This is a genomic window from Nocardiopsis gilva YIM 90087, from assembly GCF_002263495.1.
GTDB classification, from domain to species: domain Bacteria; phylum Actinomycetota; class Actinomycetes; order Streptosporangiales; family Streptosporangiaceae; genus Nocardiopsis_C; species Nocardiopsis_C gilva.
The window spans coordinates 4,679,113-4,694,749 of record NZ_CP022753.1 but is presented as its reverse complement, the minus strand read 5'-3'; the positions used below and the strand labels follow the sequence as shown (position 1 = coordinate 4,694,749).

The following is a 15,637-nucleotide window of genomic DNA, read 5'->3' as shown; positions in this document are numbered from 1 at the left end:
GATCGCGCATCAGGGTGCGGTTACGCGCAGATTTGTGTGAACTCGGCCGTGACATCTAACTCTTTGAGTGTTAAGTTCGCAGTGAGAATGTGAGAGGGGCTACATTGCAGATGACACTCGCCGCAGTGGTGTTCGACATGGACGGCGTCCTGGTCGAGAGCGAACACCTCTGGGAGAAGAACTGGGCCGCCTACGCGGCGGACCACGGCGCCACCTGGAGCGCGGAGGACACCGCGGCCTGCCAGGGCAAGAGCGCCCCCGAATGGGCCGCCTACCTTGCCGCGCGCAGCGGGGTCCCCGACCAGGCCGAGCACGCCGAGCGCGCCGTCGTCGACGGGATGATCACCGCCGTGCGCGAAGGCCAGGCGCCCCTGCTCGACGGAGCGGCCGCCATGGTCCGCGACGTCGCGGCGCGCGTGCCCATCGCGCTGGCCTCCTCGGCCGCGCGCCCGGTCATCGACGCCGTACTGGCCGCCCACGGCCTCAACGCCGCCTTCACCACCACGGTCTCCAGCGCCGAGGTCGCCCGCGGCAAGCCCAGCCCCGACGTCTACATGGAGGCGGCGTCACGCCTCGGCCGCACCGGTGCCGAATGCCTCGCCGTGGAGGACTCCAGCAACGGCATCCGCGCCGCCGCGGCTGCGGGACTGACCGTGGTCGCCCTGCCCAACCCGACCTACCCGCCCAAGCCCGACGCCCTCGCGCTGGCCACGGACATCGCCGCGAGCAACGACGACGCCCGCGCGCTGCTCCTGGCCCACCTCGGCGGCGAGCGCCAACCGGAAGGAGCGCGGCGATGACCGTCCTGGGAACGGCCACCACCTTCAAACGCGACTGGCTCGACGGGTTCGCCACCGCCTACGGCCGCACCGTGCGCAAGGTGCCCGGAGCCTACGGCGTCGTGGTCCGGCGCCCGCCCCGACCCGGCAAGGTGGCCGTGGTCATCGGCGGCGGCTGCGGCCACTACCCGTCCTTCGCCGGGCTGGTCGGCCCCGGCCTGGCCGACGGCGCCGTCGTCGGCGACGTCTTCACCAGCCCCAGCGCCGAGCAGGTCTACCGCACCGCCCGCGCGGCCGACAACGGCGGCGGAGTGCTCTTCGGATACGGCAACTACCAGGGCGACGTCCTGCACTTCGGGCTGGCCGCCCGCCGCCTGGCCGCCGAGGGCATCGACAGCCGCACCATCCTCGTCACCGACGACATCGCCAGCGGCCCGGCCGAGGCGCCGGAGCGCAGACGCGGCGTGGCCGGAGACTTCCTCGTCTTCAAGGTCGCCGGGGCAGCGGCCGAGCGCGGCGACGACCTCGACGGCGTGTACGCCGCCGCCGTCAAGGCCAACGCCGCCACCCGCACGTTCGGGGTCGCCTTCGGCGGCTGCACCCTCCCCGGCGCCCGCGAGCCCCTGTTCACCGTCGCCGACGACGCCATGGAGCTGGGGCTGGGCATCCACGGGGAGCCCGGGGTGCGCACCGTCGGCCGCCTCGACCCCGCGCGCCTCGCCGACGAGCTCGTCGACGGCCTGCTGCCCGAACTGCCGGCCAGCGGGCGCGTCGCCGTCCTGGTCAACGGGCTGGGCCGGACCAAGTACGAGGAGATGTTCGTCGTCTTCGGCCGCATCCACGAACGGCTTTCGGGCGCGGGGCTCACCCCCGTCCACACCGAGGTCGGCGAGTTCGTCACCTCCCTGGACATGGCCGGGCTGTCGCTTTCGGTCATGGTGCTCGACGACGAGCTGGCCGAACTGTACGCGGCCCCCTGCGACACCCCCGGCTACCGCGGCACCGGCGCCGACCTGGGGCCAGTCGAGCCCGTGCGCACCGACGACGCCGGTCTGGAGCGGCCCGGTGAGGTTCCCGTCGCCGGACCGGTCGACCATGCGCTGACCGCCGCCATGCTCCGCCTGGAGGAGAACGAGGACGAGCTCGGCCGCCTCGACGCGGTCGCCGCCGATGGCGACCACGGCCTGGGCATGACGCGCGGCCTCCGCGCCGCCGTCGCCGCCGCGCGGAGCGCCGAGAAAGCGGGCGACGGAGTCTCCGGAGCGCTGCTCGCGGCCGGAACCGCCTTCGCCGACGTGGCCGGGGGCGCCTCCGGCGCGCTGTACGGGGTGCTGCTCGCCGAGACCGGCGCGGGCCTGCGCGGCATCGACGCCGGGGACATCACCCCCGCCGTCCTGGCCGACGCCGTCGACGGCGCCGTCCGCGCTTTCGTCGACCTGGGCGGCGCCCGCCCGGGGACAAGACCATGCTCGACGCGATCGAGCCGTTCCGCGCCCGGCTGCGCGCGTGCGCGGCCGAGGCCGACGCCCTCGCGGGCCGCGCCGAAGCCGCCGCCTGCTGGGCCGAGGCCGCCGAGCAGGCCGTCCTGGCCGCCCTCGCCACCGCCCACCTGACCCCCGCCAAGGGGCGCGCCGCCCGCCTGGCCGCCCGGAGCAAGGGCCACCCCGACCCGGGGGCGACCTCGTTCGCTCTGCTGGTCGGCGCCGTGGCCGAGACCGCCCAGCAGGCTCTGACCGACAAGGAGCTTCCCAATGCTGATGTCCAGCCGCAGCCATGACCGGTGGTGTGGCTTGGTAGCACGCTCCGTCACGGATCATCGCCCACAGCACGTTGGCGCGGCGACGGGCCAACGCCAGCAGGGCCTGCTTGTGCCCCTGGCCCTCGGATCGCTTGCGCCGGTAGAACGCCCTCGACCCGGGACAGCACGTGAGGCTGGCCAGCGCCGACAGGTAGAACACCGGCAACAGGCCCCGGTTGAACCGGCGCGGTCGTCGCAGGTTGCCGCTCACCCGTCCGGAGTCACGCGGTGCGGGAGCCAGCCCCGCGAAGGCCGCCAATCGGTCGGCGGTGCCGAACACGGCCATCTCGCCGCCGGTCGCGGCGATGAACTCGGCGCTGAGCCTGGGACCCATGCCGGGCAGACCCTGGATCACCTCGGCATGACGTCGTTCCCTGCCGAAGCAGGAGGATCCACCCCTCGCGGGTCGAGCCCGCTGCGTGATCGACGGCCGCCGCGCCGCACCAACGGCGCGGCCCGGGATACCGCCCACAGGTCGTACGCCGAGGCCACCGGCCCGACATCGAACCGGCCCCACGGCTGGACCGGCCGACATGGCCGAGCCGGCACTCCCGCCGGAGCACTCCACCGCGTACTCGCGCGGGCCGTCGGGCGGGCGGCACCGCGCCCCGCGGCCACGCGCCGTCACCTGCCCTGCCCCGCGGGAATCCGTTCCCACCCCTGCCTGACAACGGGCGTATTCACGGAGGAATTCTGATGAGCGAGGCAACCGGCGTCCGGAACGGGGCGCTGCGCATCGTCGTCGCCGCCGACAACGCGGGCGTCGACCTCAAGAACCGGCTGCGCGACCTGATGCGCGCCGACGCCCGCGTCGCCGAGGTCACCGACGTCGGCGTGGCCGACGCCTCCGACGACAGCGCCTACCCCGTCCCGGCCGTGGCCGCCGCCGAGCTGATCGCCCGCGGCGAGGCCGACCGGGGCGTGCTGGTCTGCGGTACCGGCATCGGCGTCGCGATCTCCGCCAACAAGGTGCCGGGCATCCGCGCGACGGTCGCCCACGACTCCTACTCCGCCGAGCGCTCGATCAAGTCCAACAACTGCCAGATCATCACCTTCGGGGCGCGCGTCATCGGCCCCGAGGCGGCGGAGAAGATCCTGACCGAGTGGCTCGGCTACACCTTCGACGAGGCGTCGCCCAGCGCCGCGAAGGTCGCCTGTATCACCGCCTACGAAACCACCCACTACCCCCACACCACCGGTCAGGACGACCGTGACCGTGCGGGCCGGGCGGCCGGCGTCGGCCGCGCCTGACTACCGTTGATGGCAAGAGAGGGATGACCTTGCGCATTCTGGCTGCGGGAGATGAATTCGTCGGGACCGGGCTGCTCACCGGCGCGGTCCGGCAGGAACTCGGTACGGTCCCCGGCGGTCCGGGCGACCCCGAGTTCACCGAGCTGGGCCTGCCCTGGCCGATCGAGCCCTTCGGTCCGGTCGGCAACGTGCAGGAGGCCAGCGGCACCGAGGAGCGGATGATCGAGGCGATCGCGGACGCCGAGGTCGCCGTCACCCAGATGGCCCCCTTCACGGAGAAGGTGTTCACCGCCGCGCCCCACCTGCGCCTGGTCGCGGTGTGCCGGGGCGGCCCGGTCAACGTCGACCTGGACGCTGCGACCGCCGCCGGGGTCGCCGTCACCTACGCCCCCGGGCGCAACGCCGCCGCGGCGGCCGAGTTCGCGGTCGGGATGATCCTGGCGGCGATGCGGCGGATCGCCACCTCCTCCGCCGAACTGCTGGCCGGAACCTGGCGCGGCGACTACTACGCCTACGCCAACGCGGGTGTCGAACTCGACGGCACCACCGTCGGTCTGGTCGGCTACGGCGCGATCGGCTCCCGCGTCGCCCGCGTCCTCGTCGCCTTCGGTGCCCGGGTCCTGGTCTCCGACCCGTTCGCGAACCCCGCGCGGATCACCGACGACGGCGCGGAGCCCGTGGAACTGGAGGACCTGCTGCGACGCAGCGCCGTGGTGAGCCTGCACGCCCGGCTCACCGAGCAGACGCGCCACCTCATCGACGCCGACCGGCTGGCGCTGATGCCGGAGGGCGCCGTCCTCGTCAACACCGCGCGGGGCGGGCTGATGGACTACGCGCCCCTGCCCGAAGCGCTGCGCTCCGGGCGTCTCGGCGCCCTCGCGCTCGACGTCTACGACGTCGAACCACCGCCCGCCGACTGGGCCCTGCGCGACGCGCCCAACGTCATCGCCACCCCGCACCTGGCCGGGGCCAGCCGCCAGACGGCGGAGCGCGCCGCGCATATCGTCGCCGCCGAAGTGGGGCGGTACGACCGGGGCGAAGCCCTGGCCTTCCTCGCCAACCCCGCCGTTCTCGACCGGTAGCCGCCATGATCATCGGTGTGGACATCGGGACGTCGCTGACGAAGGCGGTCGTGTTCGACCGCGACGGCGCGGCGATCGCCAACGCGGGCGCCGCCACCGAGCTGCGCAGCCTGCCCGGCGGGCGCGTCGAGCAGGACCTGGAGGAGGTCCTGGGTACGGTCGCCCAGGTCGTCCGCGAGGTCGCCGCCGGGGTGGACGCCCCGGTCACCGCCCTTGCGCTGACCGGACAGGGCGACGGGCTCTGGCTGCGCGACGAGCAGGGGCGGCCGGTGCGCCCTGCCATCTCCTGGCTCGATGGCCGGGCCGCCTCCCTGGTCGCCAAGTGGCAGAGCGACGGCGTGGCCGAGGAGGTCTTCCGCCGCACCGGCTCGGGCCTCTTCCCCGGCTGCGCGGCGGCACTCCTGGCGCACCTGGACGCGGAGGAACCCGAGGCACTGGACCGGGCCGCTGTCGCGGGGTACTGCGTCGACGCCGTCGCCCAGCGGCTCACCGGGACGGTCGCGGTGGACGTCTCCGACGCCTCGCTGCCCTTCCTCAACCCCGAGACCCGTCGGTACGACGACTCCGCCATCGAGGCGTGCGGGCTGTCCCACCGCCGCGGCCTACTGGCCGAACCGGCAGCCCCGGGGACGGTGCTCCGCCTGGACGCCGAGGGCGCGCGCCTGCTGGGCCTGCCCGAGGGGCTTCCGGTCACCGCGGGGCCGTTCGACATGCCGGCCTGCGCGATCGGCGCGGGCGTGCGCCGACCGGGCGACGGTGTGCTGATCGTCGGCACCACCCTGGCCTGCGAGGTGCTGCGCCAGGGGCCCGAGTTCGACCGCGACTCCGAACCGGCCGGGATGCTGCTGGCCACCCCGCGCCGCGACGAGTACCTGCGGGCGATGGCGGCGATGGTGGGCACCGCGGGCCTGGAGTGGGCCTGCAAGCTGCTCGGGGCGCGCGTGGAGGACACCGACGCGATGCTCGCGGAGTCGGGGCCCGGCGCGGGCGGGGTGCGGGCACTGCCGTTCCTCGCGGAGTCGGGGGAGCGCGCGCCGTTCGTGGACGCGGCGGCACGCGCCCGCTTCACCGGGCTGAGCCTGACGAGCGGCCGCGCGGACGTGGTGCGGGCGCTGTGCGAGTCGGTGGCCTATGCAGCCCGGCACTGCCTGGAGGAGGCGGGGCTCGACGGCGCCCTGTACGCGTGCGGGGGCGGGATGCGCTCGCCGGAGTGGACGCAGATCTTCGCCGACGTGCTGGGGCGTCCGATCACCATCCCCCATGAGCCGGGGGTGGGGACGCGCGGCGCGGTAATGGTCGCCGCGCGGGCCCTGGGGGACCCCGTCGACGAGGAACGCTGGCTGGAGGCGGCCACGACGGTCGCGTTCCGTCCGCAGGAGGCGGAGTTCTACCAGAACGCCTACACGGAGTACCGGTCGGCACTGGCGGAGGTGCGCGGACGCTGGACGGTCTGACGACCGGGTACGTGTCGCGCCGGGAGGAGGGCGGCCCTTCGGGAGAGGGGAGAGGGGTCACAGGCCGGTCGTGGTGCCGACCAGCGAGCCGATCCCGAAGGTCACGGCCATCGCGACCGCGCCGCCGAGCACGGAGCGCACGGCGGCGCGTCCGGCGGGGGCCCGGCCGAGGCGGGCGCTGATCGCGCCGGTGGCGGCGGTCGCGCAGGCGACCGCCACGAAGGTGGTGGGGACGCGCCACTCCGCGGGGCTCAGCGTGATGAACAGCAGCGGGATCAGCGCGCCCACGGTGAAGGCCAGGAAGCTGGCCGTCGCGGCCACCCACGGGTTGGTCAGTTCACCGGAGTCGAGGCGCAGCTCCACCTCCGCGTGCGCCCGCAGCGCGTCGTGCGCGGTGAGTTCGACGGCCACCTTCCGGGCCAGGCCGGGGCTCAGGCCGCGGTCCCGGTACATGTCGGCCAGTTCGTCGAGTTCCTCGTCGGGCTCCTCGGCGAGCTCCCGGCGCTCCCGCGACAGCGCCGCCACCTCGGTGTCGCGCTGGGTGCTCACCGACACGTACTCGCCGGCCGCCATGGAAAGGGCACCGGCGAACATCCCGGCGACGCCCGCGATGAGGATGGCCGTGCTGTTCGCTGTCGCACCGGCGACCCCGATGACCAGGGACGCGGTGGAGACGATGCCGTCGTTCCCGCCCAGCACCCCGGCCCGCAGCCAGTTGAGCCGGGCGTTCATGCTCGCGTGGTGCGGTTCCCGGTGCCCCGGGTGGTCGGATCGGTCGGACCCGTCGGACCCGTTCGCCCTCCCGGACCCGAAGTTCTCGGCGTCCCCCGTGCCATCCATCGCGTCTCGCCTCCCGCCAGCGCGTTGATCGAGGCCCTGGGACCCATGATCCCACGTCAGCCGGTCGCAGTGGCTCCGGTACGCTCGTCCCCGTGATCAAGGTAGGAGTGTTCGGCGCCCACGGGCGCATGGGGTCCGAAGTCGTCAAGGCGGTCCAGGGGGCCGCGGACACCGAGCTGGTGGCCGGTATCGATGCGGCGGATGAGCGGGAGAAGGTGCGCGGCGCCGACGTCGTCGTGGACTTCACCCATCCCGACGTCGTCATGGACAATCTGCGCTGGCTGGCCGCCAACGGGATCCACGCCGTGGTCGGCACCAGCGGGTTCGACGACGCCAAGACGGCCGAGCTGCGCGACATCCTGGCCCAGCACCCGGGTGTGAACGTGCTCATCGCGCCCAACTTCGGGATCGCGGCCGTGCTGATGATGAACTTCGCGGCGAAGGCGGCACCGTACTTCGACTCCACGGAGATCATCGAGCTGCACCACCCGAACAAGGCGGACGCGCCGAGCGGCACGGCCTACCGCACGGCCGAGCTGATCTCCCAGGCGCGCGCCAACGCCGGGACCGAGCCGATGCCGGACGCCACCACCTCCGAGATTGACGGCGCCCGCGGCGCCGAGGTCGGCGGGGTGCGGGTGCACGCGCTGCGCATCCAGGGCATGATCGCCCACCAGGAGGTCGTCTTCGGCACGCACGGCGAGACGCTGACGATCCGGCACGACTCGATGAACCGCGAGTCGTTCATGCCGGGCGTGCTGCTGGGCGTGCGGTCCGTGGGCGACCTGCCCGAACAGCTAACCGTGGGGTTGGAGCCGCTGCTCGGCCTGTGACCCGCGGCGGTCGGCACGACTCGTCAGTTCTTCACCAATGGTGGCGGCTCCGAACTCGGGGCCGTCACCATTGTTTTCCGTGGTCACTTCACTCACACGGCCCTTCCGCCACCCCAGTGGAGCGAGTACGACAAACAGGTTTAATCTTGCCGTAACACGTGGGAAACGGTGCTTTTCTGGCGTCGGAGACCATGTGCACACGGTGCGGTCGAATCGCGCTGGAGGAGGCGACGAATGTATTTGACTCCGTCCGACACGGAGAAGTTACTGCTCAGCGTGGCCGGAATGGTCGCGCGTGACCGCCTGGACCGCGGTATCAAGCTCAACTACCCCGAAGCCACCGCCCTGCTCTCGTGCTGGGTGATCGAGCGCGCACGCGAGGGGTCGACCGTGGAGAGCCTCATGGTCGACGGGCGCAAGGTGCTCCACCGTTCCGACGTCATGGCGGGCGTGGCCGAGATGATCGACAGCGTCCAGGTGGAGGCGACCTTCCCGGACGGCCGGAAGATGGTCTCGATCACGGAGCCGATCCAGTGATCCCCGGCCAGATCCGCACCCCAGGCGGTGAACTGGAGCTCAACGCGGGCAAACCCGTCCGCACCGTCATCGTGACCAACACGGGGGACCGGCCGATCCAGGTGGGCTCGCACCTGCACCTGCCTGATGCCAATCCGGCCCTGGAACTGGACCGCGCCGCCGCGCGCGGCCACCACCTCGACATTCCCGCAGGGGGATCCATCCGGTTCCTGCCCGGCGACGCGAAGGAGGTCGCGATCGTCCCGTTCGGCGGCACCGGTCGCGTCCCCGGCATCCAGCGCGACAAGACCGAAGCGGAGATCGCCACGGGCGCCCCCGCGAAGGAGGGGGAGGAGACCCGTTGAGCCGCATCGACCGCGACGAGTACGCGCACCGGTTCGGTCCCACCGTCGGCGACCAGGTACGGCTGGGCGACACCGACCTCTGGATCGAAGTCGAGCACGACCACTGCTTCGGCGGTGACGAGGCCGTCTTCGGCGGAGGCAAGTCCATCCGGGAGTCGATGCTGCAGTCCACCGTGCCCCGCGCGGGTGGCGCGCTCGACCTCGTCATCACCAACGCCGTCATCCTGGACCACTGGGGGATCGTCCGCGCCGACGTCGGCGTGCGCGACGGCCGCATCACCGCCGTCGGCAAGGCCGGGAACCCCGACACCGCCGATGGCGTCCACCCCGACCTGGTGATCGGGCCGAGTACCGAGGTCATCGCCGGTGAGGGGCGCATCCTCACGGCCGGTGGCATCGACAGCCACGTCCACCTGATCACCACCGACGCGCTGTACGAGGCCGCCGCCACGGGCATCACCACCATCGTCGGCGGGGGGACCGGCCCGGCCGAGGGGTCCAAGGCCACGACCGTGACGCCGGGACCGTGGAACATCAGCACGGTGCACCGGGCCCTCGACGACGTGCCGCTCAACCTCATCCTGTTCGGCAAGGGCAACACCGTCAGCGCCGAGGCGTTGGGCGAGCAGGCGCTCGCCGGTGCCGGGGCGTACAAGGTGCACGAGGACTGGGGGAGCACCCCGGCCGCCATCGACGCCGCCCTCAAGGGGGCCGACGCGTGGGGGCTGCAGATCGCGGTGCACGCCGACAGCCTCAACGAGTCCGGCTACGTGCAGCACACCATCGACGCCATCGGCGGCCGCAGCATCCACACCTTCCACACCGAGGGCGCCGGGGGCGGGCACGCGCCCGACATCATCACCGTCGCCGCCCGTCCCAACGTGCTCCCGGCCTCCACCAACCCGACACTGCCGTTCACCGTCAACACGCACGCCGAGCACCTCGACATGCTGATGGTGTGCCACCACCTCAACCCCGCCATCGAGGCCGACATCCAGTTCGCCGACTCCCGCATCCGGGAGACCACCATGGCGGCCGAGGGCATCCTGCACGACATCGGCGCGCTGTCGATCATCGGGTCGGACGCGCTGGCGATGGGGAGGATCGGCGAGGTCATCTGCCGGACGTGGCAGCTGGCGCATGTGATGAAGGAGCAGCGGGGCACCGACTCCCGGCTGCCCGCCGACAACGAGCGCGCGCGGCGGTACGTCGCCAAGTACACGATCTGCCCGGCGGTCGCGCACGGCATCGACCACGAGGTCGGGTCGGTGGAGCCCGGGAAGATGGCCGACCTGGTGCTGTGGGACCCGGCGTTGTTCGGGATCCGCCCGGCGATCGTGGTCAAGGGCGGCGGGGCGGTCTACGCGCCTCTGGGCGACCCCAACGCGTCGATCCCCACCAACCAGCCGGTGCTGCTCCGGCCCGGGCTGGTCAACAGGGCCGCGGCCGACCTGTCGGTCAGCTTCGTGTCCCCGAAGGCGCTCGACGACGGCCTGGCCGAGCGCCTCGGCCTGCGCCGCCGCCTGGCCGGTGTCCGGCCCACGCGCGACGTGCGCAAGACCGACCTGCCGAACAACACCGCCCTGCCGGACATCGAGGTGGACCCGGAGACCTTCGTCGTCACGATCGACGGCGAGCAGGCCGCTGCCAAACCCGCGACCGAGGTGCCGTTGGCCCAGCGGTACAGCCTCTTCTAATGACCGGACCGCACGCATGACCGAGGCCGAGCCGAGCACAGGGGGACCGGGAGCGGCCGCCGCGACGGCCGCCGGGGCCGGTATGGGCGCGCTCGGCGCGCTGCTGCTGGCCGACGCGCGGCTGCCCACCGGAGGTCACGCCCACTCGGCCACCCTGGAGGGCGCGGTCGCGGCGGGGCTGGACGCCAAGGGCGTGCCCGCCTACATCGAGGCGCGCCTGCGGACCGTCGCCCGCACCGAGGCGGCCGCGGCCGTTCTGGTCCTGCGCACGGCGCGGGAGGCCCAGGGGGACGCCGAAACCGCAGCGGGAGACGCCAGCGGCTGTGTCGGTGGCAACGGTGGCGGCACACCCGACGGTTCCGCCATCGACTACGGCCCGGTCCAGGCGGCACTGGCCGCACGGACGCCCAGCGCCCCGCTGCGCGAGGCCTCGGCCTCGCTCGGACGCGGCCTCGCCCGCCTGGCACGCCGCCTGCGCGGCGACCACCCGGCCGTGCTCGCGCTGCCCTCGGCCTCCGCGCCCACGCCGGGGCTGCGCCCGATGCGGCCGGTGGTCCTCGGCGTCCTGGGCGCCGCGCTGGACATGTGCGAGGAGCAGGTCGCCCGTGCCGTCCTGTACGACGACGCGCAGACCGTCACCTCGGCCGCGCTCAAGCTGCTGCCCGGCGACCCGGCCACGGCCGTCGAGTGGGTCCTCGACGTCCACGACGCCCTCGAAGAAAGCGTCGCCGCCGCATTGGCGGTCACCGGCGCCGACCGGCTGCCCGCCTGCTCCGCCCCGCTGATCGACCAGTGGGCCGGAGCACACGCACATTCGACAAGGAGACTTTTCCATGCCTGACCAGAGCACCGCTTCGGAGAGCGAGACGCGCCGCACCCTGCGCCTGGGGGTCGCCGGACCCGTGGGCACCGGCAAGAGCTCACTGATCGCCACCCTGTGCCGGGAGCTGTCGGGTGAGCTGTCGATGGCCGTCGTCACCAACGACATCTACACCGACGAGGACGCCCGCTTCCTCCGCTCGGCCGGGGTGCTGCCCACCGAGCGCATCCACGCCGTGGAGACGGGGGCGTGCCCGCACACCGCCATCCGCGACGACATCACCGCCAACCTCGACGCTGTGGAGGACATGGAGGAGGAGTTCGCCCCGCTGGACCTGGTGCTGGTGGAGAGCGGCGGCGACAACCTCACCGCCACGTTCAGCCCGGCCCTCATCGACGCGCAGATCTTCTGCCTCGACGTCGCGGGCGGCGGCGACGTGGCGCGCAAGGGCGGTCCCGGCATCGGCCGCGCCGACCTGCTCGTGGTCAACAAGGTCGATCTGGCGCCGTACGTGAACGTGGACGCCGAGCGGATGGTCGCCGACGCCGCCAAGGCCCGGGACGGCCGCGCGGTGCTGGGTCTCTCCCAGCATGACCCGGCCTCGGTCGCCCAGCTGTGCGACTGGGTCCGCACGGTCCTGAACGCCCACCGCTCGGGCGAGCACATCCCGCAGGACCCCGGCCCGATGGCGCCGCACAGCCACGGTCCCGAGGACGAGCATGGTCATGGACACGGCCATGACCACGAGCACGATCACGCGCCGGAGCACGCCCACACATGAGTTCGATGACCCTCGACGCGGCGCACGACCACGTGTCGATCCACCACCCGGCCCGCATCGTCGTGGACACGGTGGACGGCCGGTCCCGGGCGCGAGTGCTGGAACAGGGCACCTTCATCTCTCCGCGCCCCATGGCATCGCGCGGTCCGGGCGTCAAGATCGCCCTGGCCGGCGTGCGCGCGTCGTTGTGCGCCGGGGACGACTTCGTCCTCCGTGTCGAGGTCGGCCCCGGCGCGCGGGTCGACCTGGTCGACCCCAACGGCACCCTCGCCTACAACGCCCGCGGCGGCACGGCGTCCTGGCGCGCCGAGGTGACCCTGGGGGAGGGCGCCGTCCTGCACTGGCGCGAGCAGCCCTTCGTTCTCTCCGACGGCGCCGACGTCCACCGCGAGGTCCGCGCCGACCTCGCTGCGGGAGCCGAGCTGCTGTGGCACGAAACCCTCGTGCTGGGCCGCACCCACGAACACGGCGGCGCCCTGCGGTCCATGACCCATGTGACCCACGACGGGCACGAGCTGCTCGTGGAGGACCTCGACCTCCGCGACCCCGCCACCCGCGAACTCCCCGGCATCCTGGGCCACGCCCGCGTCGTCAGCCAGGTCGCCCTCTTCGGCCGCACCCCACCGGGCGAACCGGCCCCGGCCCGCCTGGACCTCGCAGGGCCGGGTGCCCTGTACCGGTCTGTCACCCACCACGCCTACGAGGCGGACCGGATCCTGGACCCGGTATGGAAATCGTGGTCGGAAGCGGTGTCTTAGCGATCCTTACCTTTTCGCCAGAACCCCGCTCCCTTCCGGAATGCGCGAGCCACGCCTCAGGCGGTATCCCGCACAACCAGGTGGGTGTCGAGGACCACTGCCGCCTCCTCCGCGACCTCCTCGGGGGAGCCGTTGGCCGAGTGGCGGCCGGTGGTCTGCGAGATTCGGTCGACGAGGAGCCGCGCCATCTCCTGCCCCATCTGCTCGGCGGGCTGGTGCACCGTGGTCAGCGGGGGATCCGCGTGCAGCGCGAAGGGGATGTCGTCATAGCCGACCACGGCCACGTCGCCGGGAACGGTTCGACCGGCATCACGCAGGACGCGCAGCGCCGCCATCGCCATCAGGTCCGAGGCGACGAAGACCCCGTCCAGGTCGGGGGCCGTACGTAGCAGCTCGCGCATCGCCCGCGCGCCGCCGTCGTAGCTGAAGTCGCCGGTCGCGATCCGCTCCGGGACGGGCTGGTGGCCGGTCTCGCGGAGGGCCCGTTCGTAACCGCGCAGCCGCTCCACGCCGGCCACCATGTCCTGCGGCCCGGTGATCGTCGCGACGGCATGGCGGCCACTCGCCAGCAGGTGCCGCGTGGCCATGTACCCGCCGCCGACGTTGTCGATGTCGACGTAGCTGAGACGTTCCCGCGCCCGGCCCAACGGGCGGCCGCCGTGCACGCACGGCACCCCCGACTCGGCCAGCCGCGCCGAGAGCGGATCGTCCCGGTGTTCGGAGACGAGCAGCACCCCGTCCACGTGGTCCCGCGTCAGGTACTGGCTCGCCCGCTCCTGCTCCGCTCCTGAGGCGACCATGCTCAGCAGCAGCTGGAGGCCGCGCTCGTTCAGCACCCCGCTGATGCCCTTGACGACCTGCGCGAAGAACGGCTCGGCGAAGACCCGCTCGTGCGGCTCGGAGGCCACCAGCGCCACAGTGTCGGTGCGCCGGGTGACCAGGGTGCGCGCGGCCTGGTTGGGCACGTAACCCAGATCCGCCACCGCCTGCAGCACGGCCCGCCTGGTCAGCTCGCTGACGCTTGCGGAGCCGTTGATGACGCGGGACACCGTTCCGCGCCCGACACCCGCGCGCTCGGCGACCATCTCCAGCGTCGGCCGTCGTCGGCCCCTCATCTCGCCCCCAGTCCTCACCTCGCGCGCCGGTGGACTTCTCAGACGCGCCCTCTTCCATCTTCGCGCACACCAGGGGTCTGTTCGTCGTGTCCTGTGCCCCCCCTGTCAGTCGGACCCAGCGAGCGGGGGCACGGCACCGGTCGCGGCCAGACGGCCGTACCACCGGCCGCTGTCCTTGACGGTCCTGCGCTGGGTGTCGTAGTCGACGTGGATGATCCCGAACCGCTCGCTGTAGCCGTAGGCCCACTCGAAGTTGTCCAGCAGGGACCACACGAAGTACCCCTTGACGGGCGCGCCTGCCGTGAGGGCGGCGTGGGTGGCGCGCACGTGCTGGTCGAGATAGGAGGCCCGCCGGGGATCGTGAACGGCGCCGTCGTCGGCGACCTCGTCCCGGTAGGAGGCCCCGTTCTCGGTCACGTACAACGGCGTCCCGGGGTAGTCCACCGCCAGTCGGAGGAGCAGCTCGGTCAGGCCGGTGGCGTCGATTTCCCAGTCCTGGTCGGTGCGGGGTTCCGCCCCGCGCAGGACGCCGACGTCCTCGCACCCCACCAGGCGGGAGGGGCCGTCGCCCGCCGGTTCCAGCAGCTCGGGATCGACCTTCCCGGCGGCCCCCGTCACGCTCGCCGGGCTGTAGTAGTTGATCCCGAGGAAGTCCAGCGGCGCGGCGATGGTGGTCAGGTCCCCGTCCCGTACGAAGGCGAAGTCCGAGACGTCGGCGAGGTCGGCCCGGACGTCGTCGGGGTAGCGGCCGTGGTACAGCGGATCGAGGAAGATCCGGTTGCGCACGCCGTCGACGCGGCGCGCCGCGTCCAGGTCGGCCACGGAACCTTCGTGTGGCCGGATCGGTTGGGCGTTGAGCACGATCCCCACCGCGGGCGTGCCCGGCCGTGTACCGGTCGTTGTGGCTCCCTGGCCCCGAATCGCCGCGGCAGCCAGCCCGTGGCCGAGCATCAGGTGGTGCGTGGCCGCGAGGGCGGACGCGGGCTCACGGCGTCCCGGGGCGTGCTCCCCGGAGGCGTAGCCGAGGAAGGCCACGACCCACGGTTCGTTGATGGTGCACCAGGTGCGCACCCGGTCCCCCAGCCGCCGGTGGGCGATGGCGGCGTACTCGGCGAACCGCAGAGCGGTGTCCCGGGCGGGCCAGCCACCGGCGTCCTCGAGTGGCTGGGGCAGGTCCCAGTGGTAGAGCGTCGGCCACGGCTCGATCCCCGCGGCGAGCAGCTCGTCGACGAGCCTGTCGTAGAAGTCGAGGCCCGCCGGGTTGCCCGGCCCGGTCCCGTCCGGCTGAATGCGGGGCCAGGCGAGGGAGAACCGGTAGTTGCCGATCCCCAGGGAGCGGAGCAGCGCCACGTCCTCGGCGTAGCGCCGGTAGTGGTTCGCCGCCGGTTCCCCGGTGTCGCCGCCGAGGACACGCCCGGGCGTCGCCGCGAACGTGTCCCAGATGCTCACGCCCCGCCCGTCGGCCCGGGTGGCACCCTCGATCTGGAACGCGGCTGTGGCGGCGCCCCACGCGAAGTCGGCGGGGAAGCGCACCTCGCGGGACGCCTC

General features: G+C 73.0%; 14 protein-coding genes and 2 pseudogenes. 12 read left to right on the top strand and 4 right to left on the bottom strand.

Going from position 1 to position 15,637, the window contains the following annotated elements; genetic code table 11:
* Positions 1–110: 110 nt before the first annotated feature.
* Positions 111–800 carry an HAD family hydrolase gene (locus CDO52_RS21005; protein ID WP_017619692.1) on the top strand — a complete coding sequence of 230 codons (690 nt, stop codon included), beginning with the start codon at positions 111–113 and terminating at the stop codon, positions 798–800.
* Positions 797–2,556 (top strand): annotated as a pseudogene (locus CDO52_RS21000) (dihydroxyacetone kinase family protein). The gene CDO52_RS21005 and the pseudogene CDO52_RS21000 overlap by 4 nt, the downstream one beginning before the upstream one ends.
* Here CDO52_RS21000 and CDO52_RS28895 read toward each other — a convergent pair.
* A pseudogene (locus CDO52_RS28895) lies at positions 2,546–2,953 on the bottom strand (IS110 family transposase); the annotation flags it as partial. The pseudogenes CDO52_RS21000 and CDO52_RS28895 sit on opposite strands and share 11 nt — an antisense overlap.
* A gap of 320 nt (positions 2,954–3,273) precedes the next feature.
* Between CDO52_RS28895 and CDO52_RS20990 the strand changes: the two are divergent.
* From CDO52_RS20990 to CDO52_RS20980, 3 genes are read left to right on the top strand one after another with little or no spacing between them, the layout of a single operon-like run.
* Positions 3,274–3,828 carry a ribose-5-phosphate isomerase gene (locus CDO52_RS20990; protein ID WP_017619690.1) on the top strand — a complete coding sequence of 185 codons (555 nt, stop codon included), beginning with the start codon at positions 3,274–3,276 and terminating at the stop codon, positions 3,826–3,828.
* A gap of 23 nt (positions 3,829–3,851) precedes the next feature.
* Positions 3,852–4,910 carry a 2-hydroxyacid dehydrogenase gene (locus CDO52_RS20985; protein WP_017619689.1) on the top strand — a complete coding sequence of 353 codons (1,059 nt, stop codon included), beginning with the start codon at positions 3,852–3,854 and terminating at the stop codon, positions 4,908–4,910.
* Between the two features lie 5 nt (positions 4,911–4,915).
* Positions 4,916–6,364, top strand: a complete 1,449-nt coding sequence (locus CDO52_RS20980; RefSeq protein ID WP_017619688.1) for an FGGY-family carbohydrate kinase — start codon at positions 4,916–4,918, stop codon at positions 6,362–6,364.
* Positions 6,365–6,421: 57 nt separating this feature from the next.
* On the opposite strand, the gene CDO52_RS20975 is transcribed toward CDO52_RS20980, so the two are convergent.
* The gene (locus tag CDO52_RS20975) at positions 6,422–7,204 is read right to left on the bottom strand and encodes a VIT1/CCC1 transporter family protein (RefSeq protein ID WP_017619687.1); all 783 of its coding nucleotides are present in this window, start codon (positions 7,202–7,204) and stop codon (positions 6,422–6,424) included.
* A gap of 92 nt (positions 7,205–7,296) precedes the next feature.
* Here CDO52_RS20975 and dapB point away from each other — a divergent pair, with 92 nt between their 5' ends.
* From dapB to CDO52_RS20940, 7 genes are all read left to right on the top strand, one after another.
* Positions 7,297–8,037, top strand: coding sequence for a 4-hydroxy-tetrahydrodipicolinate reductase (dapB, locus tag CDO52_RS20970; RefSeq protein WP_152471700.1), 741 nt, complete (start codon positions 7,297–7,299; stop codon positions 8,035–8,037).
* 234 nt (positions 8,038–8,271) lie between these two features.
* Positions 8,272–8,574 carry an urease subunit gamma gene (locus CDO52_RS20965; RefSeq protein WP_017619685.1) on the top strand — a complete coding sequence of 101 codons (303 nt, stop codon included), beginning with the start codon at positions 8,272–8,274 and terminating at the stop codon, positions 8,572–8,574.
* Positions 8,571–8,918 carry an urease subunit beta gene (gene ureB / locus CDO52_RS20960; protein WP_017619684.1) on the top strand — a complete coding sequence of 116 codons (348 nt, stop codon included), beginning with the start codon at positions 8,571–8,573 and terminating at the stop codon, positions 8,916–8,918. Before CDO52_RS20965 ends, ureB begins: the two co-directional genes overlap by 4 nt.
* Positions 8,915–10,615 carry an urease subunit alpha gene (locus CDO52_RS20955; RefSeq protein WP_094932630.1) on the top strand — a complete coding sequence of 567 codons (1,701 nt, stop codon included), beginning with the start codon at positions 8,915–8,917 and terminating at the stop codon, positions 10,613–10,615. The genes ureB and CDO52_RS20955 overlap by 4 nt, the downstream gene beginning before the upstream one ends.
* A 16-nt stretch (positions 10,616–10,631) precedes the next feature.
* A complete protein-coding gene (locus CDO52_RS20950) occupies positions 10,632–11,456 on the top strand; it encodes an urease accessory protein UreF (protein WP_017619681.1) in 825 nt (274 codons plus the stop codon).
* Positions 11,449–12,216 (top strand): urease accessory protein UreG, encoded by a 768-nt coding sequence (gene ureG / locus CDO52_RS20945; protein WP_017619680.1) that lies wholly within the window; start codon positions 11,449–11,451, stop codon positions 12,214–12,216. The genes CDO52_RS20950 and ureG overlap by 8 nt, the downstream gene beginning before the upstream one ends.
* A complete protein-coding gene (locus CDO52_RS20940; protein ID WP_152471699.1) occupies positions 12,213–12,974 on the top strand; it encodes an urease accessory protein UreD in 762 nt (253 codons plus the stop codon). The genes ureG and CDO52_RS20940 overlap by 4 nt, the downstream gene beginning before the upstream one ends.
* A gap of 56 nt (positions 12,975–13,030) precedes the next feature.
* Here the strand turns inward: CDO52_RS20940 and CDO52_RS20935 are convergent, their stop codons facing one another.
* Together CDO52_RS20935 and CDO52_RS20930 are read right to left on the bottom strand one after the other, a co-directional pair.
* Positions 13,031–14,089, bottom strand: coding sequence for a LacI family DNA-binding transcriptional regulator (locus tag CDO52_RS20935; protein ID WP_094932629.1), 1,059 nt, complete (start codon positions 14,087–14,089; stop codon positions 13,031–13,033).
* 105 nt (positions 14,090–14,194) lie between these two features.
* Positions 14,195–15,622: a GH1 family beta-glucosidase gene (locus tag CDO52_RS20930; RefSeq protein ID WP_094932864.1), complete on the bottom strand. Its 1,428-nt coding sequence runs from the start codon at positions 15,620–15,622 to the stop codon at positions 14,195–14,197.
* Positions 15,623–15,637 lie beyond the last annotated feature (15 nt).